General features: G+C 63.5%; 1 protein-coding gene. It reads right to left on the bottom strand.

The annotated features are described in order from the left end of the window. On the bottom strand, positions 1-255 hold a 255-nt coding region (locus tag SB816_RS33295), incomplete at both ends, for a TerC family protein (protein ID WP_410548416.1).

Raw genomic sequence — 255 nt, 5'->3', positions numbered from 1 at the left:
CCAGCATGTTCATGCCTTCGACGAACGCCGAGAACGCCATGGCCGCGTAGATATAGCCCTTCGGCACATGCGAGCCGAAGCCTTCGGCGATCAGCGTCATGCCGATCACGACCAGGAACGACAGCGCCAGCATCACGATGGTCGGGTTGCGGTCGATGAAGCGCGCGAGCGGCTGTGCCGCGAACAGCATCACGCTCACCGCGACGATCACCGCGACGAACATGATCGGCACGTGCTCGGTCATCCCGATCGCGG

The organism is Achromobacter sp. SIMBA_011, assembly GCF_046535435.1.
GTDB classification, from domain to species: domain Bacteria; phylum Pseudomonadota; class Gammaproteobacteria; order Burkholderiales; family Burkholderiaceae_B; genus Achromobacter; species Achromobacter dolens.
Note: the sequence above shows the minus strand (reverse complement) of the source record. Positions and strands in the feature narration are given on the sequence as shown.